23 protein-coding genes are annotated in these 21,909 nt (G+C 51.8%); all 23 read right to left on the reverse strand.

What is annotated here, in order from left to right:
* Positions 1–95 precede the first annotated feature (95 nt).
* Positions 96–1,814, reverse strand: a complete 1,719-nt coding sequence (locus tag P0X86_RS30430; protein WP_277747222.1) for a phospho-sugar mutase — start codon at positions 1,812–1,814, stop codon at positions 96–98.
* 45 nt (positions 1,815–1,859) lie between these two features.
* Positions 1,860–2,291 (reverse strand): 3-hydroxyacyl-ACP dehydratase FabZ, encoded by a 432-nt coding sequence (gene fabZ / locus P0X86_RS30435; protein ID WP_007133270.1) that lies wholly within the window; start codon positions 2,289–2,291, stop codon positions 1,860–1,862.
* Positions 2,292–2,791: 500 nt separating this feature from the next.
* Positions 2,792–2,992 carry a DNA-directed RNA polymerase subunit beta gene (locus P0X86_RS30440; RefSeq protein WP_009594210.1) on the reverse strand — a complete coding sequence of 67 codons (201 nt, stop codon included), beginning with the start codon at positions 2,990–2,992 and terminating at the stop codon, positions 2,792–2,794.
* 9 nt (positions 2,993–3,001) lie between these two features.
* On the reverse strand, positions 3,002–3,829 hold the full coding sequence (locus P0X86_RS30445) for a flagellar hook-basal body protein (RefSeq protein ID WP_015737739.1): 828 nt from the start codon (positions 3,827–3,829) through the stop codon (positions 3,002–3,004).
* Between the two features lie 68 nt (positions 3,830–3,897).
* A complete protein-coding gene (locus P0X86_RS30450) occupies positions 3,898–4,779 on the reverse strand; it encodes a flagellar hook-basal body protein (RefSeq protein WP_277747223.1) in 882 nt (293 codons plus the stop codon).
* Between the two features lie 101 nt (positions 4,780–4,880).
* Entirely contained in the window at positions 4,881–5,879 is a 999-nt protein-coding gene (mreB, locus tag P0X86_RS30455) for a rod shape-determining protein (RefSeq protein WP_036660372.1), read from the reverse strand.
* Between the two features lie 196 nt (positions 5,880–6,075).
* On the reverse strand, positions 6,076–6,360 hold the full coding sequence (gene spoIIID / locus P0X86_RS30460) for a sporulation transcriptional regulator SpoIIID (RefSeq protein WP_009594246.1): 285 nt from the start codon (positions 6,358–6,360) through the stop codon (positions 6,076–6,078).
* Between the two features lie 261 nt (positions 6,361–6,621).
* Complete coding sequence (locus tag P0X86_RS30465) at positions 6,622–7,362, reverse strand: M23 family metallopeptidase (protein ID WP_015737742.1); 741 nt, start codon at positions 7,360–7,362, stop codon at positions 6,622–6,624.
* Between the two features lie 112 nt (positions 7,363–7,474).
* Positions 7,475–9,049 (reverse strand): stage II sporulation protein D, encoded by a 1,575-nt coding sequence (spoIID, locus tag P0X86_RS30470; protein ID WP_277747224.1) that lies wholly within the window; start codon positions 9,047–9,049, stop codon positions 7,475–7,477.
* Between the two features lie 321 nt (positions 9,050–9,370).
* Positions 9,371–10,717 carry a UDP-N-acetylglucosamine 1-carboxyvinyltransferase gene (gene murA, locus P0X86_RS30475; RefSeq protein WP_176502510.1) on the reverse strand — a complete coding sequence of 449 codons (1,347 nt, stop codon included), beginning with the start codon at positions 10,715–10,717 and terminating at the stop codon, positions 9,371–9,373.
* A 501-nt stretch (positions 10,718–11,218) separates the two neighbouring features.
* Positions 11,219–11,473: a DUF1146 family protein gene (locus tag P0X86_RS30480; protein ID WP_009590551.1), complete on the reverse strand. Its 255-nt coding sequence runs from the start codon at positions 11,471–11,473 to the stop codon at positions 11,219–11,221.
* 662 nt (positions 11,474–12,135) lie between these two features.
* Complete coding sequence (locus tag P0X86_RS30485) at positions 12,136–12,540, reverse strand: F0F1 ATP synthase subunit epsilon (RefSeq protein ID WP_015737745.1); 405 nt, start codon at positions 12,538–12,540, stop codon at positions 12,136–12,138.
* Between the two features lie 99 nt (positions 12,541–12,639).
* Positions 12,640–14,040: a F0F1 ATP synthase subunit beta gene (gene atpD / locus P0X86_RS30490; protein WP_009590553.1), complete on the reverse strand. Its 1,401-nt coding sequence runs from the start codon at positions 14,038–14,040 to the stop codon at positions 12,640–12,642.
* Between the two features lie 116 nt (positions 14,041–14,156).
* Complete coding sequence (gene atpG / locus P0X86_RS30495; RefSeq protein WP_009590544.1) at positions 14,157–15,017, reverse strand: ATP synthase F1 subunit gamma; 861 nt, start codon at positions 15,015–15,017, stop codon at positions 14,157–14,159.
* Between the two features lie 223 nt (positions 15,018–15,240).
* Entirely contained in the window at positions 15,241–16,755 is a 1,515-nt protein-coding gene (gene atpA, locus P0X86_RS30500; protein ID WP_015737746.1) for a F0F1 ATP synthase subunit alpha, read from the reverse strand.
* A gap of 18 nt (positions 16,756–16,773) precedes the next feature.
* A complete protein-coding gene (locus P0X86_RS30505) occupies positions 16,774–17,319 on the reverse strand; it encodes a F0F1 ATP synthase subunit delta (RefSeq protein ID WP_015737747.1) in 546 nt (181 codons plus the stop codon).
* Positions 17,316–17,804, reverse strand: coding sequence for a F0F1 ATP synthase subunit B (gene atpF, locus P0X86_RS30510; protein ID WP_009590554.1), 489 nt, complete (start codon positions 17,802–17,804; stop codon positions 17,316–17,318). The genes P0X86_RS30505 and atpF overlap by 4 nt, the downstream gene beginning before the upstream one ends.
* 95 nt (positions 17,805–17,899) lie before the next feature.
* On the reverse strand, positions 17,900–18,112 hold the full coding sequence (atpE, locus tag P0X86_RS30515; RefSeq protein ID WP_007128780.1) for a F0F1 ATP synthase subunit C: 213 nt from the start codon (positions 18,110–18,112) through the stop codon (positions 17,900–17,902).
* A gap of 106 nt (positions 18,113–18,218) precedes the next feature.
* Positions 18,219–18,980: a F0F1 ATP synthase subunit A gene (atpB, locus tag P0X86_RS30520; protein WP_009590537.1), complete on the reverse strand. Its 762-nt coding sequence runs from the start codon at positions 18,978–18,980 to the stop codon at positions 18,219–18,221.
* Positions 18,981–19,015: 35 nt separating this feature from the next.
* On the reverse strand, positions 19,016–19,393 hold the full coding sequence (locus tag P0X86_RS30525; RefSeq protein ID WP_015737749.1) for an ATP synthase subunit I: 378 nt from the start codon (positions 19,391–19,393) through the stop codon (positions 19,016–19,018).
* Positions 19,390–19,620, reverse strand: a complete 231-nt coding sequence (locus P0X86_RS30530) for an AtpZ/AtpI family protein (protein ID WP_009590543.1) — start codon at positions 19,618–19,620, stop codon at positions 19,390–19,392. The genes P0X86_RS30525 and P0X86_RS30530 overlap by 4 nt, the downstream gene beginning before the upstream one ends.
* 175 nt (positions 19,621–19,795) lie before the next feature.
* Positions 19,796–20,953, reverse strand: a complete 1,158-nt coding sequence (wecB, locus tag P0X86_RS30535; protein ID WP_096775855.1) for a non-hydrolyzing UDP-N-acetylglucosamine 2-epimerase — start codon at positions 20,951–20,953, stop codon at positions 19,796–19,798.
* 68 nt (positions 20,954–21,021) lie between these two features.
* Positions 21,022–21,651 (reverse strand): uracil phosphoribosyltransferase, encoded by a 630-nt coding sequence (gene upp, locus P0X86_RS30540; protein WP_009590550.1) that lies wholly within the window; start codon positions 21,649–21,651, stop codon positions 21,022–21,024.
* Positions 21,652–21,909: the final 258 nt, after the last annotated feature.

Consider the following 21,909-nt stretch of genomic DNA (forward strand, 5'->3'; position numbering starts at 1 on the left):
CGGGGATTTACGATGGAGGGCAACGGCAATTTGATGCCTTGCGCAACCATCGTAAATCCCCTTCGTTCTCTTCTCTCATTAAAATGTATCTATGGTTAAGCGTCTACCCGGGCCATGACTTGATCCGAGAGCGATTGAATTTTGGCCTTCGCATCGGCGAGAGATTCGCCGCACACGGCAAAGTACACTTTGATCTTCGGCTCGGTGCCCGAAGGTCTCAGGCAGAACCAAGAACCGTCTTCAAGCAAATATTTTAACACGTTTTCCTTCGGCAATCCGTCCAAGCCCTCCGCATAGTCAAGGACCTGCTTAACCGTTTGGCCCCCGACCTTCTGGGGCGGATTGTCGCGCCAATCGGACATCTTGGCTTGAATCTGGGCAACGCCATCCTTGCCTTTGAGCGTCCGGGATTCCAGCGTCTCGAGGAAATAACCGAACTGCTCGTAAAGCTCCTGCAGCACATCGTACAGCGTCTTGCCTTGTCCTTTATAGTAGGCGGCGGCTTCGCATATCAGCATCGAGGCCAGCACGGCATCCTTATCGCGGGCATAGTTGCCTGCCAAATAGCCGTAACTCTCCTCATAGCCGAACAGATACGTATGGCTGCCGGACTCCTCGAACTGGGTCATTTTCTCGCCAATGTACTTGAAGCCCGTCAATGTATTCAACACGGCGGCACCATAATGTTCCGCAATCGCCGCTCCCATCTCGCTCGTAACGATGGTCTTGATGACGGCACCGTTATGAGGCAGCTTGCCCGCTTCCTTCAATTGACCCAGCAAATAGTGGATCATTATCGCGCCCGATTGATTGCCTGTCAGCACGACGTATTCGCCCTGAGCGTTCTTCACGACGGCCCCCATGCGATCTGCGTCCGGATCCGTTCCGATCAAAATGTCGGCTCCCACTTCCTCGCCAAGCTTCATCGCAAGCGTGAACGCTTCCCGTTCCTCCGGATTCGGAGATTTCACGGTGGAGAAATTGCCGTCCGGCTGGGCTTGTTCAGGAACGACATGGATATGCTTAAAGCCGATGTTCCGAAGCACCCGCTCGACCGGGGCTTGCCCAGTTCCATGCAGCGGCGTGAATACGATTTTGAAATCCTCGCCCAGCTTGGACGCGATAAGCTCCCGATTCACGCTGATATCAGTCACCGTATCCACAAAAGCCTGATCTTCCGCTTCGCCCAGCCAAACCAGCAGACCCTGAGCCTCGGCATCCGCCTGCGACAGCCTTTTCACGGCGGAGAAAGAATCCACCTCCTGAATCCGGGCAATCACGTTCTCCGCTTCGTCCGGCACTAACTGGCCGCCTTCACGGTTGTACACCTTATAGCCGTTATATTCCGGCGGATTATGGCTTGCCGTGATGACAATTCCGCCAGTAGCGCCCAGGTGGCGCACGCTGAATGACAGTTGCGGCGTAGAACGCAAGGAGGGGTACAGCTTGGCTACAATTCCGTTGCCGGCCAGAACCAAAGCAGCCTCCAACGCAAACTCCGGCGAGAAATGCCGGGAATCATGGGCGATGACAACGGAAGGCTTGCCTTCCGCATCGCCGTGAGCCTCCAGAATATACTGCGCAAAGCCTTGCGTTGCGCGACCTACCGTATATTTATTCATCCGATTGCTGCCTGCACCGATGACGCCGCGCAGACCGCCCGTTCCAAATTCCAGATCACGATAAAACCGCTCTTCCAGCTCTTTGGCATCGTGCTCGAGTGAACGCAGCTCCTGTTTCGTCTCCTCATCTACATAAGGATCATTCAACCAACGCTGTACCGTATCGATTGTTCTCTGACTCATCTCTGACATGAAAAAAAGTCTCCCTTCCTCATCCAAACAAGAATAGTCTGAAAATTACTCCTTATCCGCGAGAGCAAACATAATTTCTCCCTCGGCCACTACGCGTCCATCCACCGTTGCGGTCGCTTTCCCTTTGCCGATCATGCCCTTCAGGCGAATGATCTCGACTTCCAAGCGCAGCGTGTCTCCCGGTACCACTTGTCCACGGAAACGGAAACCGTCAATGCCCGCCAAAAAGCCGAGCTTGCCCCGATTGCTCTCTACGTTGAGAATCGCCACAGCGCCGACTTGCGCCAAAGCTTCTACAATCAGGACCCCCGGCATAACGGCATATTCAGGGAAATGCCCGACAAAAAACGGTTCGTTGATCGTCACGTTCTTGATGCCGACCGCCCGTTTGCCATCCTCGATCTCCACGATCTTATCGACGAGCAAAAACGGGGGACGATGCGGAATAATCTCTTGGATCTGTTTGATGTTCAACATAGTATTAAATCCTCCTTATGTACGTACCCGCCAAGCATAGCGTTTGAAAAGGGGAGTTCGTTCCAGTTGCGCCGCTATGCCGCTTTCTCAAGCAGCGGAAGGTATTGCTGATGGTTGTATCATGCTTCATCTTCGAGGTTCTTTAACGAATTTCGGATCATTTGCATAAAAAGAAGGAGTTGCGGAAAAAATGATGGATATCCTTCACCGCTGCAGAAGTGAAGGTTTCAGATAAGGGGCTTTCTCCTTCGGACATTCCGTGTACGAGGAGAGAGCCCTTTTACAAGTTTTTTGGGGTCCCCGCAAAGTATTTGGAATAAGCATCGCAGCATAGGCTCCACTTTGTGGGGTTATTTTATATACATCCGTCCATTGTCATGAAATGACAAAGTTAATACGCAAGTCCCATCCCATTATACCGTTTAACCCTAAAAAAAGAAAACTCCCTTACAGGGAGTTCGGCATCTTATCAACGACGTTGTATGTCACCCCGACCTTCATCACGGTGCGAAAATCAAATCAAAAACATGCTTCCATGTGCCCCATTCAAACACTTCACTAAGCTCCTGATCCCCCAGGACAACATATCCGAAGACCATGCCCCCGAATAATGCCAGTACGAGCAATACAGGAATCATGATACGGACGGCGATTTTCCATCCGGATGTCTTGGAGCGTTTTTTGGCGTTTGATTCACTCATGATGCCCACCTACCCTCGCATTGTGTTGGCAAGGTTCATCATGGTATCGCTGGAACTAAGCGCGCGTGCCGTCAGCTGGTAGGCCCGCTGAACTTCCATCATCTTGGTCAATTCATCGGTCAGGTTCACGTTGGATTGTTCCACAAACCCGGACAGCACCTTGGATTTAGGAGGCTCGCCCGGAGCAGGCGGCGTCGTATCGAATACGTCGCCTTCCGCTAAACCATTCCCTAAGACGAACAGGTTATCCCCTACAGCGACCAGTCCCTCCGGACGCTCAAGCTCAACCAGCTTCAAGGTGGCATAAGGAGCCGTACGGCCACCCGTTGGGGTCTCCACGATAATCTGACCTCTCTCATTGATGGCAACTTTCCCTTTGGCCGGAAGAGAAATCGGATTATCGTTCACGTCAAGCACAGGATAGCCTTGTGAATTGACCAGCAGCAGATTGTTCGGATTACGGGCGTCCGGGGATACATGGAACCCGCCTTCACGGGTATATCCGATCGCGCCGTCTCCCTGAACCGCAAACATGGCTTGCCCGTCAATCATCAGATCGAGCGGGTTGCCGGTTTCCTTCATGGCGCCCTGCTCCATGTTTGGCACAACGGAAGATAATCTCATGCCGTACCCGAGTGTATAGCCAAGCGGCGTCGCACGGCCCGTTCGGTCGAAATCCTTGTGATGGCCCTGAACCTGTGTCAGCACATCCTCAAAGGATGCCTCCTTTTTCTTATAACCAGCCGTGTTGACGTTTGCCATATTGTCCGCAATGACATCCAATCGCTGCTGGAGGGCATTCATCGACACCATGGCGCTTATCATCGAGTTGTTCATTACTTACCTCCCGTGGGCTCCCATTATTTCGGCAGCAATGTGCTGCCTACCTGCTTACAGACGTTAGCTTAGACGCGGCCAATCTCATTGACCGCCTTCTCCAGCGTTCTGTCGTAATATTGAACGATTTTCTGATTCGTTTCATACGCGCGCAGCGCAGCGGTCAATTCCACCATCGACTGCGTTGGATCCACGTTGGACCCTTCGATGAATCCCTGTCGGACCACTCCGTTATCGGCCGGCGCCATAAAACGCACTTCACCGTCCGGATCAGCCATGCGGAACACGCCATGCCCTTCTCGAATCAGTCCATGAGGCTGGCTCACGATGCTGACGCCGAGAATGATGCCCGTCCCTCTGCCAGCGGCGTCCATGATTTCTCCTTGCTCATTCACTGTAAAGTCACTCGCCGGACCTGTCAATACAATCGGTCTGTTATTGTTATCCAGAACCTTATAGCCGCTCTCGCTCAACAGGTTGCCTTCGGGGCTGACCCGGAAGCTGCCGTTGCGGGTGTACCGGACATCTCCGTTCTCGTTCTGAACCGTGAAAAATCCTTCCGGCCGGTAAATCACCTCGCCGTTCTCATCCACGAATCTGCCCGAAGCATCAAACGGATAAGCCTGGCCCGTTGCCGGATTCTGTACCGTAAACGAGGATACCAGCGCAAAGTCCGTTGTCTTGTTCGTTTCCCGGAGCGCACCTTCGGTATAGAGCGAAATGCTCTCCTCGGCGTATACGCCCGTGTTGAACTTACCCAGCTTCCGTCCCGCATTCGACGACTCGTTGCCGCCGATCATGGAGACCAGCACTTCAGGGAACGAGCGCTGTACGCTGTTCGTTGCCTTATAACCTGTCGTGTTAACGTTGGCGATGTTCTGCGTCACCGTATTATGTCGCTGCTCCTGGGTCATCATCCCTGAAGCGGCTGTATATAGACCTCTTAACAATGAAGGCACTTCCCTTCCATTAACGAATCATAAGAACCTTAGTCGATAAACGCTACGGTTCATCTCCATATTCAACTTGTCCTATCATCTATATCGGAAGGTTAGAACTTTTTCTTAACGACCTTGTCCAAATTATCCAGCATAATTCCCGTTCCTTTAACCACACAGTGCATCGGATCTTCAGCGACAAGCACCGGCACCCGAAGCTCGTCCGTCAACAGCTCGTCCAATCCATGAAGCAGCGCGCCGCCGCCCGTTAGAATAACGCCGCGATCGATGATGTCCGCCGACAGCTCGGGCGGAGTACGCTCCAATACGGATTTGGCTGCGAGCACGATCGATGACACGGGATCCCACAGAGCTTCCTGCACTTCCTCTGACGACACCGTTACGGTAAACGGCAATCCCGATACCATATCGCGTCCGCGAATGTCCATCTCAGCCTGTCTGCCGCCCGGGCGAACCGTTCCGATCGCCATCTTCAAATCTTCTGCCGTCCGTTCCCCGATCAGCAATTTATATTTATGCTTCACGTACTTCGTGATCGCCTCGTCGAACTTGTCCCCTGCCATTTTAATCGAAGAAGCGGTGACCACATCGCCCATGGACAGGACGGCCACATCCGTGGTGCCGCCCCCGATGTCCACGACCATGTTACCGCTCGGTTGGAAAATATCCATTCCTGCGCCGATTGCCGCCGCCTTCGGTTCTTCTTCCAGGAACACATCCCTTGCGCCGCTGCGCTCAGCCGCTTCCCGGATCGCTTTCTGCTCCACCGAAGTAATGTTCGTCGGTGCACAGATCAGGATTCGGGGCCGGCTGTGCCAACTGCGCGCGCCCACGCGATCAATAAAGTACTTCAGCATCGCTTCCGTAATTTCGAAGTCGGCGATGACCCCGTCCCTCAGCGGGCGGATCGCCGTAATGTTGCCGGGAGTACGCCCGACCATGCGCCGTGCTTCCTCACCGACGGCAAGGACTCGTTTGGTGTCGGTCTCAATAGTGACAACGGAAGGTTCGTCTAACACTACCCCCTTCCCCTTTACGTGAATGAGCACGTTCGCCGTTCCGAGATCGATTCCAATATCCTTGCTCAACATCATGAAAAGCCCCCAAAGTGTTATTTTATGGTAAAAGAGTCTGTTCGCTGTACCGTACCACCCTTCGACATAATCTAGCAATCGATGATGATCTTCGGCAAAACAGGTCCCATATTTCGATCCTATACCAGCTTTTAACATATCATACTTTAGGGGAGGGATTCAACGCCAATCTAGCGACCAAAGCCCTAAAAAATCAGGATTTTGCCGTGGCCACCGGTTCACGGTTGCTGCCGGTTTTTTTGTACTTGATCTTGGTAGCTTCTCCGCCTCTCAGATGGCGGATGGATTTGTGGTATTCGAGAATGTGCTTTACCTGATCCGCCAGGTCCGGGTTGATCTCCGGCAGACGTTCGGTTAAGTCCTTATGCACCGTGCTCTTCGACACGCCAAATTCTTTGGCTATAGTTCGAACCGTATGCCTCGTTTCCACGATACAGCGTCCGATCTTAATGGTCCGCTCTTTGATGTAATCGTGCACGCTCCCGCCTCCCTACTGTGTGGATAGTTTGGTACATTATATGAGGGGCCTGACGGGATATTCGCGGTTTCAAGTGCTGACAAGCTTACTTGGACCCATTTATTTTCTGGACATGCCGATCGCGGACAAGCAGAACAACTCCATAAAACAAGGCGCAGCAAGGGTTGGACTTGCCATCCGAACCCGCAGCAAAAAAAAGACAGGATCCCAAGATCCTGCCTCTTCAAGTGCGCGGTGGGCGCATATGACGAAGAAATGAAATTATTTTTGCGGAAGCACGCTCACAGGGTTGACCAGTTTCCCGCCCTCATACACTTCAAAGTGCACGTGGTTGCCGAGATCCTTCTCAAGCTCGCTGCGTCCGGCCGTCGCGATGGAATCGCCCTGCTTCACTTCAGCGCCTTCCTTCACTTTCACTTCGTTCAAGCTTTGGTACACGGTTTTCGTATCGCCGGATGTAATCTCCACGACGTTGCCGTTGACCGGATGATTCTCGACCCGGGTTACTTTACCCGTAAGCGCGGCTCTAACTTCGAACATCGTGTCATCGGCGGCAGCCAAGTCGATTCCCAGATTCGGCGTGAAGGTGTCGTTATATTGCACCATCGCCTCTTGATGGGTCTCCGGATTCGTCTCGTCAAAGTAAGGTTTGACGATGCTCACCGCCACGTCGTCCGCTACCGGCCAGATCATCGCTTGCGCATTGGCCGTCACTTCTACAGCCTCTCCGTCATTGCCTTCGGTTGCAGCAGGCTTCTCCGAGCCTTGAACCGATTCCGATACGGTTGTTGCTTCCTCTTGTGGGTTCAGCGTCTTTTGGCTGGCGTCCTGGTAGACCCACACGAGGGTTAGTATAATTGCCGCTGCTGCTAAGTATGCTGCCGGGAACACCCACCGTTTGGATAATGCTTTCTTCCACGAAGATGACGTTACCGCCGAATCTCCTTGCACAGTTTTAGGAGTTTCTTCGTGGGGTTTACTATTTTTGTTCTGTTCATTCATTTGCAATCACCTCAGTAACCATTGTTACCGGGGCCAACTCTTTTATACGTTATCTCACTATTATTTTTTTTGAGAGGTTGTTCCAAAAGTCGTCTTTTAATCACGGAGTGAATCAAGGGGCAACTAAAGAGAGAAGATTTGAAGTTTTGTCAAAAGAAATATTCGTATAATAGTGCTCCAGGATCGCTTTCGCTTCATATCCTTCGCGGGCCATGCCCTCTGCTCCGTACTGGCTCATGCCGACTCCGTGGCCGTTGCCGTAGGTCGTAATCTCAATCTCTCCGTCTTTCATATGAAGGGTGAATTGGCTGGACCGGAGCCCCAGCTTCTCTCTCACCTCGCGACCGGTGAACTTCTTGCCGCCGACCCGTACGCTCTCAATGCGATGGCCTTGCGTATACGAGAGTACTTTCAAAAAAGAAGAACCCCCGTCCCCGCCTGCCGATACCGGTACGGCTCCATCCGCCAGTCCAAGCTTCCCGATAAACTCCGACCTTGGCATCGTGACCGTTGTCTTGTATTTGGGCGAAATCTTTTTATCCCATGGACTCTCCACGCTGCGCAGGTAGGGAATCTCGTTCTTCCAATAATCCTCTGAATTTTCGGTATACCCGTTGCTGGTGGAGAAAAAAGAAGCCGTAATCGGCTTACCTTCATACGTCATCACCACACCCGCCGTTTCCTTAACGGCCTGCCGCAGCTTCGCCAGCTCGGCTTCCTTCCCCAGCCGACGCCATTCCTTCGTCAGCTCGTCTTGGGCGATATAAGCCTGGTGACTGACCGTGTCGGTCACCAGGGCCTTGCCGTCCGGCACGCCGCTGCGGTCGCCGGACGCCAGCCGCTGCACGATATAGGTTCGTGCCGCGATGGCCTGGGCCTTGAGCGCCTCCAGCTGGAACTCCGCCGGCATCTCGGCGGCCAGGACGCCTACGAGGTATTGTTCCAGCGGCAGCTCCTCCACGGTATCCGTCTTGGTTACATAAACGGATACCGTGGGCTCTTCCGCCGCCTGCGGCTCGGCGGAAGGCAGCGGGGCCGGCCCGGGCGGCAGCGGCTCTGGCGCGTTGTTGCCGGGGGCAACCACCAGCAGAGGCAGCGCCAGCGCCAAGGCCAGCAGCCCGGCCACCGCCCAGACGGCGGGGTGCACCCGCACCCGCCGCTTCCCGGCGGCCGGGCGCCGCGCGGCAAAGCCGCGGCGCCCCCAGCGCGCAGGCCGCACACGGAACGTGCGGCCGCCGCGCGGCACGCGGCCCGGCGCCGCTTGCGCGAAGCGCTGCGGCTCGGCCGCGGAGTGCGGGCCCTGCGGCATGGCCGCCGGCCCGCCGGGGTCTGGCCCGGCGCCATGCGCAGGCGCGCCGGCAGGGCGTTCGGGCGGCGGCGTCTGTGCCGCCCGCGGGCCATGGCCGGACTCGCCGAAGGCGTCCGGCCTGCTCCTCGGGCCGCGGTGCCCGCGCGGCCCTTCCTCCATGTCCTCTGTATCCGGTATCGAACGACGGCTTTGTTCTTCTGTCAGCCCGCCTTTCTTCTCGAGCCCCTCAGGAAATTTCCACTTCAACACGGGAGCCGCCGATCCTTCGGACGGCACCTGATAAGACTCAGCACTTCCTTCTTTCCGAACGTCTTTTGAATCGACCGCTCGTTTGTTCCCTGCGGTGCTCACATTCACACGAACCTTCGAATCTTTCATTGCGTTTCCCTCCTGTGCCTTTTCCCCTGGTATAGGCTCTCGTTCATGCTCCATCACGCTCTACTTATACTTATGAGATACGGGCATTTGATAGAACTATTCTAAGAGACGGGAAAAGTATATGGATGAAGAAACGCTACGGCTGACTACAAGCAAGCTAGCAAAGAGTCTCCTATTCATCCGGAATCCCAACATAAGAGGAGGAGGAGTACCTGCAATGATGATGGCATACCCAAAAAAAGAAGAGGCCTTGCCTCCATCGGCAAAGCCCCTTCTTTGACTTATTGCATCTATTCTGAATGAACAGATCCAGCCTCCCGGTTATACCCAGGTTGGCTGCACTTTAAAATGTTTGGCGTCCTCTGCTTCAGTTGCCGCTTTCTTCGAAACCTTCTCCGTGCTCGGTTCCTCCGTCGAAATACGCCAGATATCCGCGCCAAGTCCGGACAGCTTCTCCGCCAAATGAACATAACCGCGATCAATATGCTGAACGCCGCCAACTTCGGTAGTCCCCTCAGAGACAAGACCGGCTAAAATCAAGGCGGCCCCTGCACGCAGATCCGTTGCCGTTACTTTGGCTCCTTTCAGCTTCGCGCCGCCGGTCACGATGGCGGAACGTCCCTCCACCTTGATCTCCGCATTCATCAATTGGAATTCGTCCACGTGCATAAAGCGGTTCTCAAATACGGTTTCGGTCACGACACTTGTACCTTCCGACACCAGCAAGAGCGCCATCATCTGGGATTGCATGTCGGTTGGGAATCCAGGGTAAGGCAAGGTTTTCACATCCACCGACTTTAACGGCTTGTCAGCGATGACGCGAATCCCGTTCTCGTCCGGCTCGACGGTGATCCCCATCTCCTCCATCTTGGAGATGACAGGGCCGAGATGATCGGCGATGGCTCCTTCCACGTATACGTCCCCGCCGGTAATCGCTGCGGCAGCCATAAAGGTGCCTGCTTCGATCCGGTCAGGAATCACGTTATGCTTCACGCCATGCATCTTCTCAACGCCTTCGATGCGGATCACGCCCGTGCCCGCACCGCGAACTTTGGCTCCCATCGCATTCAGGTAATTCGCTAAATCGACAATTTCCGGCTCTTTCGCCGCATTTTCGATAACCGTTGTCCCTTCAGCCAATGTGGCAGCCATCATAATATTTTCAGTAGCACCTACGCTCGCAACGTCCAAATAGACCTTTGCCCCGCGCAATCTGCCATTGCTCTTAGCTTCAATATATCCTTGTCCGAGGCTGATTTCCGCCCCGAGAGCTTCAAATCCTTTTAGATGCTGATCGATGGGTCTTGTGCCGATAGCACATCCCCCGGGAAGCGAAATCCGGGTTCGTCCACAACGTGCCAATAAAGGTCCCATGACCAGAAAAGACGCCCGCATCTTCCGCACCCATTCATAAGGCGCTTCACATGTCGTTATGTGCTCTGCATTCACACGTATCACTTCATCCTGATATGTAATGCCCGCACCAAGCGACTCCAATACTTTGCTGATTGTAATTACATCGTCAAGAGGAGGCGCGTCAATAATAACACTTTCCCCAACTTCCCCTAGTAGAGAGGCAGCGATGATCGGAAGAACTGAATTTTTTGCTCCGCTGACTTTGACGCTTCCGGTCAGTCTTTTGCCACCGCGGACGATAAATTTGCTCATCATGGTTTCCCTCCGCGTCCATAATTTTCCTGATTGCGTGTGTTAGTAATTAGGTGTTGCTAATTCCCTAACTTTCATCTTAACATTAGTGTTTTCCGCTAAACAAGCGATTTTTGAACTATTTATGACATCTGATACGGTGTCTACATCAGGAATTGAACAATCCATGATGCCACCTTATGAAGCATCTGTTATCCGCAGTATGGACCTACGAAAGGTACCATGACCGACCAGCACTTGTCAATGCGCAACAATTACCGGGTGAACATTATAGTCCGGAAGTCATAGCGTCCGCCCGATCAGTTTCTTGATTTAAGTGTTAACATAATAAAATGCGTTTATTCGACATCTTCTTCTGAAGCAACCTAACAGAGATATAACCATTCATACCGCAATTAAAACAGACACGTAAAAAGATTGCCGAACACATAACCATCCTACAACTCATGTCTTTAAAACAAGCTGCTCCAACACGTTATGTACCACGCCCGTCTTTCGCGTTTAAAACATATATCGGATCATTTGACTCCATGTAATATAGTCAATTAGGAATTCAGCAACGAATCGTCCAAGCACCACCGCCAGCAGCAAATGCAGCAGCTTTCCCTGCGGCCCTTTCGGATGACGGACAACCAAATCCAGCTTTACTTGTTGTAATGCCCACCAAGCCAGTGCGATACAGACCAGTGAAACAACAATCGATATCAATCCGCTAACACCGACGGCACCGATTGAATTGGATAAATCCTGATTCATACTCCCTCCTCCTTCGTGAATTTGTCAGCCCTATTCAGGACCGACTCTTCTATAATACTTGGCTGGAGCCTAAGAATCCAGCACTTTCTATACGACATTTCCTCGGAAATAATAAAATTTATCGACATTGCCCAAAAACGATCAGGAACGCGCCATTAGCCGAAGTCCAAAAAGCTGTTCTTATCGCAATCATGAACCAATGAAACACTAGGAATGGATATAGTTTCATTCCCCATGCTCCTATTTATACTTATTATATTACAAAAAATTACCGGTCCCTAACTTAGCGGCGGTAAAGCTTCCAGCATGGTTAATTCTTGGAATGACCTTTCTCGCTTAGACGCTATATGTTGTGCTGCGACTCTATAAAAGCAAGGCTTAGATACTTGGGATATCCAACATTTCATAGAATCGCAGGCTCCATGAGCTTCATATGACACTGTTAGAGAGCTGCTTTAGCGAATTCATCCTACTATTCTGATCCTTTAAACGATCAAAAAATTAACTATAATCGACGCGGTTTTCAGAAAACGGCCCTTGTTTTCCCCGCTTATCGAAATTCTCCTTGCGATTCAGAGCAACAGGATTCAGCTTCTCTGAAATCCTATCCATGCTGTAAACAAAAAACAGCTTGGCTGCAAGATTGCAGCCAAGCTGTATTGTTAGTTCCGCGTCACTTTAATCCGGTTCATCGCTCTTTGCAGAGCCAATTCCGCGCGACGATGGTCAACTTCATCTTGTCTTCCCTTCGCATGCAGGCGAGTCTCTGCTCTTTCCTTCGCGGCTTCCGCACGCTCCAGATCGATTTCTCCCGCTCTCTCTGCGCTTTCCGCCAGGATGACAATCTTATCTTTGCGGACTTCGACGAAACCGCCCTGTACCGCAAACGGGGTTCTCTCGTTGCCGATCTTCACAAAGACTGGCGCTATTTGAAGCGGCGTAACGAAGGAAATATGACCAGGCAAAATGCCCAGCTCTCCCTCGACCCCACGCACCGTAACACTGTTCACCTGCTCCGAGTAAACCAAGCGGTCCGGCGTTACGATTTCCAACAAAATGGTGCTCACTTCCATCCCTCCTCACCGTTTTCCGCAGAAAACTCGCGCAGCAGACCTCACAGTCCCAATGAGAGCACTGTTTCGGTCTGCCGATCACGGAGCGTCAGCTTACAATGTTTTTGCTTTTTCAACTGCCTCTTCAATCGTACCTACGAACAGGAAAGCGGCTTCCGGAAGGTGGTCGTGCTTGCCTTCCAGGATCTCTTTAAAGCTGCGTACGGTTTCTTTAACCGGCACATATTTACCAGGAATGCCGTTAAACTGCTCGGCAACGTGGAAAGCCTGGGAAAGGAAACGCTGAACACGACGAGCACGTCCAACGATCGCTTTATCTTCCTCGCTCAGCTCATCCATACCGAGGATTGCAATGATATCTTGAAGCTCGTTGTAGCGAGCCAAAATTTTCTTAACGCCTTGAGCTACATTGTAATGCTCTTCACCAACGATTTCCGGAGCCAAGATACGGGAGCTGGATGCCAGCGGATCTACCGCAGGATAGATACCCATCTCGGAAATTTTACGCTCCAGGTTCGTCGTTGCATCCAAGTGAGCAAACGTCGTAGCAGGAGCCGGATCCGTATAGTCATCCGCCGGTACATAGATCGCCTGGATGGATGTTACAGAACCTTTTTTCGTGGAAGTGATCCGCTCTTGCAAGCGTCCCATTTCGGATGCCAGCGTTGGCTGGTAACCTACCGCGGAAGGCATACGCCCCAGGAGGGCGGATACTTCGGAACCGGCTTGAGTAAAGCGGAAGATGTTGTCGATAAAGAGAAGCACGTCTTTACCTTCTTGGTCACGGAAATATTCCGCCATCGTCAAGCCGGTCAACGCTACGCGAAGACGGGCACCCGGAGGCTCGTTCATCTGACCGAATACCATCGCGGTTTTGTTGATAACGCCGGAATCGCTCATCTCGTGGTAAAGGTCATTACCTTCACGAGTACGCTCACCTACGCCGGCGAATACGGAAATACCGCCGTGTTCTTGAGCAATGTTGTTGATCAATTCCTGGATCGCAACGGTTTTACCTACGCCGGCACCGCCAAAGAGACCGATTTTACCGCCTTTTTGGTATGGAGCTAGCAAGTCGATAACTTTAATCCCCGTTTCAAGCATTTCTGCTTGCGTGGAGAGTTCATCGTATGCAGGAGCTTCACGGTGGATCGGGTTATTAACTTCGGACACTACGGCACCTGCATTATCGATCGGCTCACCCAATACGTTAAATACGCGTCCGAGTGTAGCGGAACCTACAGGAACCGTGATCGGTCTGCCCAAATCCACAGCTTCGATACCGCGAACGAGACCGTCCGTGGATGACATCGCGATACAACGAACCAGGTTATCACCCAAATGATTGGATACTTCCAAAGTCAAATCAACCGAGCGGCCGCCTTCCAACGTAGCTTCAATCTTGACAGCATTAAAAATCTCGGGAAGATGACCGCGCTCAAATTCAATGTCAACTACAGCACCTGTAATGCTGACAACGCGTCCTTTTTTCATTGATTCGTTTTCCCTCCTACCCGTTCACCTTCGGCGGTGAACGATGATCGTAAAAGCGGCTGTTCATCACATCGCCGCATATCCGTTAAATACTAAGTTAAGAATTCAAACGTACATTATTGCTGAGCGTTGGCTCCGCCCACAATCTCGGAAATTTCCTGCGTGATGGCAGCCTGACGAGCACGGTTGTAAGTCAGGTTCAACTCGTTGATCAACTTGCTCGCATTCTTCGTTGCTGCTCCCATCGCGGTCATCTTCGCTCCAAGCTCACTTGCCTTCGCATTGAGCATTGCGCTGAAAATCAGCGTTTCCGCGTATTTCGGAAGCAGAACCTCCAGCACGCCTTCCGGAGACGGCTCATACTCATAACCAGTCAGGTTCTCCCCGCCGCCAATGTTCTCCATCGGCAGAAGCTTTGAGATCTCCTGAAGCTGAGTCAAGGCATTCACGAATTGGTTATAGCACAGGTATAACTCATCGATCTGACCCAGCTCGTATTGGTGAACCGCCGCGTTAGCGATGGTCTTAATATCCGCATAAGTCGGACTGTCGGATAAATCGGTGAGCTCCTCAACAACCGGAAGTCCACGACGGCGGAAATAATCGCGTCCTTTACGTCCGATCACAAACAGGCAATACTCGTCCTTGGACTGATGGCGTTCTGCGATAAAATTCGATACTTTACGCAAAATATTGGAGTTCGAAGCACCCGCAAGACCACGGTCGGAAGTGATCACCAGATAACCGGTTTTCTTCACTTCGCGCTTCTCCAGCATCGGATGGCTGATTCCCTTGGTTCCAGCAGCGATGCTGCCTACCACTTCTTTCAGCTTCTCGGAGTATGGAAGCGCGGAGGTCGCCTTCTCTTGAGCTCTTCTCAGCTTGGCAGCAGCAACCATTTCCATCGCCTTGGTGATCTGCCTTGTGTTCTGAACACTCTTGATCTGCCGCTTAATATCACGTAATCCTCTTGCCATGTTTTCACCACCTTAAAACTTTGGCGGAGCCAAAGTTACTTCGTAAGCAATTCGCGCTTTGGCTGGGGCCAAAATTACTTCGTACGGGTAGACTTAGCTTTGGCTAGGACCAAAGCCACATCTGTTGTAATAACCACTTTGGTCACAGCCAAAGCTACATTCCATATGATGAAAGAGGATGCCGGGCTTACCCGGCTCCCCTCCTATTACTTGCCTGAGGAGCTTAAACCGAAGCGGCAAAGCCCTTCTTAAATTGATCGATTGCCGCTTTCAACGCGTTTTCGTTGTCGGACGTCAAATCCTTCGTATCCGTAATGGATTGAAGAATTTCCGGTTTATTGCTTCCAATAAACGCGAGGAATTCGCTCTCGAAACGACGCACGTCAGCAACCTCGATATCATCGATATATCCTTTAACGGCTGCGTACAAGCTAACCACCTGTTGTTCAACGGACAACGGCTGGTTCACGCCCTGTTTCAGGATTTCCATCAATCTTGCACCACGGTTCAAACGAGCCAAGGTTGATTTGTCCAGATCGGATCCGAACTGGGAGAACGCCTGGAGCTCACGGTATTGCGCAAGATCCAGCTTCATGCCGCCCGCAACCTTTTTCATCGCCTTGATCTGCGCGGAACCACCGACACGGGATACCGAAATACCGACGTTAATCGCTGGGCGTTGTCCGGAGTAGAACAGCTCGGACTCCAGGAAGATCTGTCCATCCGTAATCGAAATTACGTTGGTTGGAATGTAAGCAGATACGTCAGAAGCCTGTGTTTCAATAAATGGCAGTGCGGTTAATGAACCACCACCAAGCTCATCGTTGAGCTTCGCTGCACGCTCCAGCAAACGGGAATGCAGGTAGAAAACGTCACCCGGATAAGCTTCCCGACCCGGAGGACGACGGAGGAGCAAGGACAATTCACGGTATGCTGCGGCTTGCTTCGACAAGTCATCATAGATGATGAGCGCATGCTCGCCTTTGTACATGAAGTACTCGCCCATTGCGCAGCCTGCGTATGGAGCGATGTACTGCAGCGGAGCCGGCTCGGAAGCCGAAGCCGTAACAACGATCGTATACTCCAGCGCGCCATGACGGCGAAGAGTTTCAACAACCTGTGCTACAGTGGACTGCTTTTGCCCGATGGCTACATAAATACATTTAACGCCGCTGCCCTTTTGGTTCAGGATCGTATCGATGGCAACGGTGGTTTTACCTGTTTGGCGGTCACCGATGATCAGCTCGCGCTGACCGCGGCCGATAGGTACCATCGCGTCGATCGCTTTAATACCGGTTTGCATCGGCTCATGAACGGATTTACGGTCGATAACGCCTGGTGCACTGCTCTCAACCGGACGGAATGCAGTCGCTTCGATCGGGCCTTTGCCGTCAAGCGGCTGACCCAGCGGATTCACGACGCGTCCAAGCAGAGCTTCGCCTACAGGAACCTCCATGATACGTCCTGTACGCTTTACCTGATCGCCTTCCTTGATTTCGGAGTAAGGTCCCAGGATAACGACACCGACATTGCTCTCCTCAAGGTTCAGCGCCAGACCGAACACGCCGTTTTGGAACTCCAAAAGTTCCCCGGACATCGCGTTCTCCAGGCCGTACACGCGAGCAATACCGTCACTTACTTGAATTACCGTACCTACTTCAGAGACAGTGATATCGGATTTATATTCTTCAATTTGACTTTTGATTAAAGTACTGATTTCTTCAGGTCTGATACTCAACGTTTTCACCCCTATCTACTATGCTCGTCTATTAAAAGACTTTTCGAGACGTTCCAGCTTCCCGGCAATGCTTCCGTCATACAGCTTGTCGCCAATGACGACTTTCAGGCCGCCGAGCAAACTTTCGTCCACAACATTGGTCACGCGGATCTTCTGATGTGCTAACTGTCCGAATTCCGAAGCAACCTGTTCTTTTTCCTGATCGCTAAGCGGGTAGGTGGAGTACACAGTGGCGTCTGCCAAACCCAAGCTCGCACCTTGTATCTTCACATAACTGTTCAGCAGTTCTGCGAACATTTCTGCACGCCCTCTGTCGAGAAGCAATTCGATCGTGTTCAATACAGGCTGCGATACCTTCCCTGCCAACGCCTGGCTGATTACGTTCATTTTCACGGACTGGGGAACATTCGGCGTGGCGATGAATTTCTGGATGTCGGCATCGCCTTCAATGGCATGCACAACAGCCCGCAATTCCTCTTCCACTTCCAGACCCTTCTGCTGCTGAGCCGCCACTTCGAACAGCGCCCGCGCATACCGCTTGGCTGCTACCGTATTTTGGCTCATGGTCTGCCTCCTACCTCTTTAAGGTATTGATCCACCAGTTCTTCTTGAGCTTGGTCGTTCTTGACTTCACGTTCGATCAGCTTGGTCGCGATCTTCACGGAAACGCTGCCGATTTCGCTGCGAAGCTCTTCGACCGCTTTCTTCTTCTCATTCTCGATATCACGAACAGCTTCGGATTTCAGGCGAATCGCCTCTTCCTTAGCTTGTTCCATAATTTGCTCTGCTTGTTTGTTGCTAGTTTGTCTGGAACGCTCGATGATTTCGTGAGCATCTTGACGCGCTTGCTCCAGTGCCTTCTTCTGCTCTTCCACATATGCAGTCGCCTGCTGGCGGGTCTGTGCCGCTTCGTTCATCTGGCTCATGACCAGCTCACGACGCTGCTCCATGATGCCGAACAATTTGCTGAACGCAAACTTTTGAAGCAAGAGGTAAAGAATAACAAACGCGATAATAGTGATTACCATATTTTCCCAAAGAATTGTCATTGAGGTCACTCCTTTCCATCAACACGAAGTGCGGTGCCTAACAAAACGAAGGCGCGGATGGCATCGGCCCTCCCCGCCAAACCGTTGTATTGTTATTAAGAGAACATGATCAAGAACGCGATTACAGTAGCCGCCAAAGGAATAACCTCTACGATACCAACACCGATAAACATCGTTGTTTGCAATTGACCACGTGCTTCTGGTTGACGAGCGATAGACTCAACTGTTCTGCTTACGATCATACCGTTACCCAAACCTGCGCCAAGGGCGCCCAGACCTACTGCAATAGCTGCTGCCAAAAATTCCATTGTTAAATATCCTCCTTAAAATTGTTTCAAAATTGAAATTTGGTGAAACTATAGAAAATATCTCTTTCGAAAAACACCGCTGTTACGGCGGATTCGTCCGAGTTGATCAATGCTCTTCGTGAATCGTAGTTTGCGAGATGTATACCATTGTCAAAATCGTAAAGATAAACGCCTGCAATGCACCGATGAAGATACTGAAACCTTGCCATGCGGCCATGAACGGAATGCCCCAGAAGCCGGTTTTCAGAATCACCGTGATCAATACCTCGCCGGCAAAAATGTTGGCGTAAAGCCGGATTGCCAGAGCGATAGGTTTTGCCAGGTTCTCAATGATATTGAGCGGCAGGAAGATCGGGAACGGTTCGATGTAATGCTTCAGGTAATGCTTGCGATTCAGCTTCAGGCCCAGGTAGTTCATGAGCACGAACACAACGATCGCAAGACCGGCCGTAACGGAAATGTCCGCTGTTGGCGACTTCCACCACAATACGTGAGCATAGTGGCCATGTTCAAGTCCGAGTGTAGCCAGGATTGGCTGACCAAAGACCGTGAAGTTCTCCGGCAAGTCGGTGATAATTGAGAACGGCAAGCCCAGCAAGTTGGCTACAAAGATGAACAGGATCAGAGTAAGCCCCAACGATATGTAAGCTTTCCCTTTCTTCAGATCCATCGCACTCGCTACGACGCCTTGCACAAATTCCACTACCCATTCCATGAAGTTTTGCAGTTTGGAAGGGTTTTCGACAGATAGATTACGTACCGCCAGCCGGCATAATACGAACACCACCACACAGGTGACAAGAAGCATTATGACCGCCGAAAGGTCAATATTCAATCCGCCAAGTTTGATAATCGGTGAATCATGCATATAATTGTTTTCACCCCTTTCCAAGTTAGCGCTGATCAATGATTGTTTCTCAAACTGAACACAATGCTGACAGGAATGGTCAACAATTGGGGTATGAACAGACCGGCGATTGCACCGCCGAGGGATACCTGTTCGAGTTTTACGGCGAAGATCACAATCAGGAGCCCGATGCACAATCTCGTAATGAAGCCGAAGTTGTACTTTTTCGGTTCCGGATCGACAGCCAATTGCGCCAGCTGCTGCACTTTCATGGAGAGGAAGCGTACATTAAACAAGCCCGCCGCCATGCCCATGATCAACCCCATAATTATCGGGCGGAATTCCGGATAGAGAGCCCATCCGAGAAACAAGGCAGACAATAAGAGTAACGATACTCTAAATACAGCGTTCACAATGGAAGTCAAATCATTCACGCCTGCGCCCCCAAAAACTTTTTAATGAGAAGAGCGATATTCAAAATCCCTACAAAGAGCCCCGAAAGCGTACCAATGGCAAGCCACACTCTGGGCCCGTCCAACTGATTCATGAGCCATCGCCCGGTAAAAAAACCGATGAGAATGTAAGCGGCAAGCAAACCGCCCGCCCCGCTAATGTATAGCGCTATCAACCAAGGGTTATCTTGACTTTTCGGATTTTTCATATGAACCTCTAATCCCAACTCATTTTACTGAATATAACAAGAGTTTGTCAATGAATCGATTTGATGGATTTCCCGTGTAAAATCGGCGTTTTGAGCAGTCTGAATTGCGCAAAACGCCGCGGCAACCGTACAGTTCAACTGTATGCTGTCCCCTTGCCAATCAGAATACGGTAAACTATGCCTTTGTGAACATTCTGTGAAATTCCTCAGGACGCTCTTTTCGAATGCCAAAATGGTGCAAAATCGCATTGACAATTCGCTGGGAAGCTTGTCCATCCCCGTAAGGATTAGCGGCTTTGCTCATCTTGTCGTAGAGCTCCTGATCGGTCAGCAGAGCCTTAATGCGTTCGTACACATTCTCTTCCTGGGTGCCTACCAGCTCCAGGGTGCCGGCTTCAATGCCCTCCGGACGTTCCGTCGTGTCCCGAAGCACCAGCGTCGGCACGCCGAAGGACGGAGCCTCCTCTTGCATGCCGCCCGAATCCGTAATGATGAAATGCGTACGGGTGTAAATATTGTTCATATCCACGACATCCAGCGGTTCAATCAGCTTGATGCGCGGGTGGTTCCCCAAAATGCGGTGAGCCGGCTCTTTGACGGCAGGGCTCGGATGCACAGGGTAGACGATGGCGATATCCTCGAACTCGTCGGCAATGCGCTTCACCGCTTCAAAAATCTGACGGTGCGGCTCCCCTTGGGATTCGCGGCGGTGCGCCGTCATCAGGATCAGGCGCTTGCCCTGTGCCCAATCCAGAACCGGGTGGGTATATCCTTCCCGAACCGTATACTGGAACACGTCCGTAGCGGTGTTGCCCGTCACGTAAATGCGGGATTCCGGCTTGTTCTCCTTGCGGAGATTCTCGGCAGACCAGTCCGTCGGCGCAAAGTGCAGATCGGCCAGCACGCCGGTCAGCTGACGGTTCATTTCTTCAGGATAAGGATTCAGCTTGTTCCATGTGCGAAGACCGGCCTCTACATGGCCGACCTGAATCTGCTGCAGGAAGGCTGCATAGCTGGCCAGGAACGTTGTCAGCGTGTCGCCGTGCACCAGCACGATGTCCGGCTTGGCCTCGCGCAGGACAGGCTCAAGCCCCTCCAGAACGCGTACGGTGATCTCATTCAGCGTCTGACGGTCTTTCATCACGTCCAAGTCGTAGTCCGGAACAATCTTGAACACGTCAAGCACCTGATCCAGCATTTGCCGATGCTGCGCAGTTACACAAACCACCGATTCGATATGCTCCGGATGGCGCTGAAGTTCCAGAATAAGCGGCGCCATCTTGATCGCTTCGGGGCGGACCCCAAATATCGTCATCACTTTCACTTTTGACATGTTTGAAATTACCCCTCTTTGCATGCTTGTTTTTTCAATTCAAGTCGTAAGAATGACTGGCTCGGCTCTTATTTCGTGCCGTACAGCCGATCTCCTGCATCACCCAGGCCCGGTACGATGTAGCCATGGTCGTTGAGCCCTTCATCCAGAGCAGCAACGTAAATATCCACGTCCGGATGGACGTCATGCACGGCCTTTACGCCTTCCGGCGCAGCTACGAGATTCATCATCTTGATCTGGGTGCAGCCGCGCTTCTTCAGCACGTCGATCGCAGCGATGGCCGATCCGCCCGTCGCCAGCATCGGATCGATGACGATCAATTCCCGCTCCGTCACGTCGGTTGGAAGCTTCGTATAATATTCCACGGGCTGAAGCGTTTCCGGGTCGCGGAACAATCCGACATGCCCTACCTTGGCAGCGGGAAGCAGCTTGACCACGCCGTCCAGCATGCCAAGACCCGCACGCAGGATGGGCACGAGGCCGAGCATCCGGCCGGAAATGACTTTCCCTTGGGTTTCGGCTACCGGCGTCTGAACAGATATCGATTCAAGAGGAACCTCCCGCGTAATTTCATAAGCCATCAAAGTCGCGACTTCGTCTACCAATTCGCGAAAGTCTTTTGTGTTAGTCCGCATATCGCGTATAAATGTAAGTTTGTGTTGAATCAACGGGTGATCACAAATCACCAATTTTCCCATGTCTGGTCCCTCCGGTTTGAATGCAAATGTTATTTCAATATGGGCGTAAATACTTGTGAGCTCCATAAATCCTGTCTATTATATCATTCCCTCTAGTCAATTGACACCTGCACGAGTCATGTTTATTTCCGTGAGTTTTGACCTTATAACCGGATCTTCGTCAGCCCTGCACCTAGGTTTTCCATTTTCGCCTATATTGATCCTCACCGCCAAGCGACCCGACCGGGAGCATGCGAGCATAGCAATCTGGCCAGAATG

This window comes from Paenibacillus sp. BR1-192 (genome assembly GCF_029542445.1).
GTDB classification, from domain to species: Bacteria; Bacillota; Bacilli; order Paenibacillales; family Paenibacillaceae; genus Paenibacillus_AQ; species Paenibacillus_AQ lautus_A.

What these genes read in the sequence shown, in the direction of transcription:
- P0X86_RS30430 (WP_277747222.1), bottom strand. Translation starts at nt 1,814, where the DNA reads ATGTCAGAGATGAGTCAGAGAACAATCGATACGGTACAGCGTTGGTTG.
- fabZ (WP_007133270.1), bottom strand. Translation starts at nt 2,291, where the DNA reads ATGTTGAACATCAAACAGATCCAAGAGATTATTCCGCATCGTCCCCCG.
- P0X86_RS30440 (WP_009594210.1), bottom strand. Translation starts at nt 2,992, where the DNA reads ATGAGTGAATCAAACGCCAAAAAACGCTCCAAGACATCCGGATGGAAA.
- P0X86_RS30445 (WP_015737739.1), bottom strand. Translation starts at nt 3,829, where the DNA reads ATGAACAACTCGATGATAAGCGCCATGGTGTCGATGAATGCCCTCCAG.
- mreB (WP_036660372.1), bottom strand. Translation starts at nt 5,879, where the DNA reads ATGTTGAGCAAGGATATTGGAATCGATCTCGGAACGGCGAACGTGCTC.
- P0X86_RS30465 (WP_015737742.1), bottom strand. Translation starts at nt 7,362, where the DNA reads ATGAATGAACAGAACAAAAATAGTAAACCCCACGAAGAAACTCCTAAA.
- spoIID (WP_277747224.1), bottom strand. Translation starts at nt 9,049, where the DNA reads ATGAAAGATTCGAAGGTTCGTGTGAATGTGAGCACCGCAGGGAACAAA.
- murA (WP_176502510.1), bottom strand. Translation starts at nt 10,717, where the DNA reads ATGAGCAAATTTATCGTCCGCGGTGGCAAAAGACTGACCGGAAGCGTC.
- P0X86_RS30480 (WP_009590551.1), bottom strand. Translation starts at nt 11,473, where the DNA reads ATGAATCAGGATTTATCCAATTCAATCGGTGCCGTCGGTGTTAGCGGA.
- atpD (WP_009590553.1), bottom strand. Translation starts at nt 14,040, where the DNA reads ATGAAAAAAGGACGCGTTGTCAGCATTACAGGTGCTGTAGTTGACATT.
- atpG (WP_009590544.1), bottom strand. Translation starts at nt 15,017, where the DNA reads ATGGCAAGAGGATTACGTGATATTAAGCGGCAGATCAAGAGTGTTCAG.
- P0X86_RS30505 (WP_015737747.1), bottom strand. Translation starts at nt 17,319, where the DNA reads ATGAGCCAAAATACGGTAGCAGCCAAGCGGTATGCGCGGGCGCTGTTC.
- atpF (WP_009590554.1), bottom strand. Translation starts at nt 17,804, where the DNA reads ATGACAATTCTTTGGGAAAATATGGTAATCACTATTATCGCGTTTGTT.
- atpE (WP_007128780.1), bottom strand. Translation starts at nt 18,112, where the DNA reads ATGGAATTTTTGGCAGCAGCTATTGCAGTAGGTCTGGGCGCCCTTGGC.
- atpB (WP_009590537.1), bottom strand. Translation starts at nt 18,980, where the DNA reads ATGCATGATTCACCGATTATCAAACTTGGCGGATTGAATATTGACCTT.
- P0X86_RS30530 (WP_009590543.1), bottom strand. Translation starts at nt 19,620, where the DNA reads ATGAAAAATCCGAAAAGTCAAGATAACCCTTGGTTGATAGCGCTATAC.
- wecB (WP_096775855.1), bottom strand. Translation starts at nt 20,953, where the DNA reads ATGTCAAAAGTGAAAGTGATGACGATATTTGGGGTCCGCCCCGAAGCG.
- upp (WP_009590550.1), bottom strand. Translation starts at nt 21,651, where the DNA reads ATGGGAAAATTGGTGATTTGTGATCACCCGTTGATTCAACACAAACTT.